This window comes from Anaeromassilibacillus sp. 1001302B_160321_C8 (genome assembly GCF_015554745.1).
GTDB lineage: Bacteria > Bacillota > Clostridia > Oscillospirales > Acutalibacteraceae > Anaeromassilibacillus > Anaeromassilibacillus stercoravium.
Genome location: NZ_JADNJD010000058.1, coordinates 1 through 1,019 on the forward strand (window position 1 = coordinate 1; position 1,019 = coordinate 1,019).

A 1,019-nucleotide genomic window follows, 5' to 3' on the forward strand; every position below is an offset into this window, starting at 1 on the left:
GGAAAATCGACTTTGATGAAGTGTTTGTTCGGCATCTACCACGAGGATGGCGGCGAAATCATCCTGGATGGGAAGAAACAGGTCATCAATACGTCGAAACAGGCGTTGGACCTCGGCATTTCCATGATCCACCAGGAGCTGCATCCGATCCGTTACCGTCCGGTAATGGAGAACATCTGGCTGGGAAGATTCCCCATGAAAGGGATCGCCGTCGATAAAAAGACGATGATCAAGAAGACGAAGGAGCTGTTCAAAGAGGTCGACCTGGATATTGATCCGGAGGTGCTGGCGGGCACGCTGTCTGCATCCAACTTGCAGCTGGTGGAGATTGCGAAGGCAGTTAGCTACAATTCGAGGATCATCATCATGGACGAACCGACGTCTTCGTTGACGGACAATGAGACAGAGCACCTGTTCAAGATTATCCGTCAGTTGCAGGAAAAAGGCTGCGCCATCATTTACATCTCGCACAAGATGGAAGAGATCCTGAAGATCTCGGACGAAGTGACGATCATGCGAGACGGCACCTATGTTGGCACCTGGCCGGCAAGCGAGTTGACAACGGACCTGATTATCAGCCGCATGGTCGGCCGCGATATGACGAACCGTTTCCCGCCGAAGACGTACACCCCGGGGAAGGAAGTCGTACTCAAGGTGGAGGATCTGTGCTCTCCGCTGCCGAAGTCGTTCCAGCATGTGTCGTTTGAACTACATAAGGGCGAGATTTTGGGCATCGGCGGCCTGGTAGGCGCGCAGCGTACCGAGATGGTCGAGGCTTTGTTCGGCCTGCGTGCGATTGAGTCCGGCAAAATCGAGAAGGACGGCAAGCCGTTCAAGGTCAAATCCGTGCGCGACGCGAAGGCGCATGGGTTGGCGCTTCTGACCGAGGAACGCCGCCAGAGCGGTGTGTTCGGCATCCTGTCAATCGAGGACAACACCGTTATTGCGGCGCAGAGGAGTTTTGCAAAGCACGGCGTCTTGCAGGAAGGCAAGCGCTTTAAGGCGGCAAAGGAATCCAA

General features: G+C 54.8%; 1 protein-coding gene. It reads left to right on the forward strand.

The features are described from left to right. On the forward strand, positions 1-1,019 hold a 1,019-nt coding region (locus I2E77_RS13715), incomplete at both ends, for a sugar ABC transporter ATP-binding protein (RefSeq protein ID WP_195451515.1).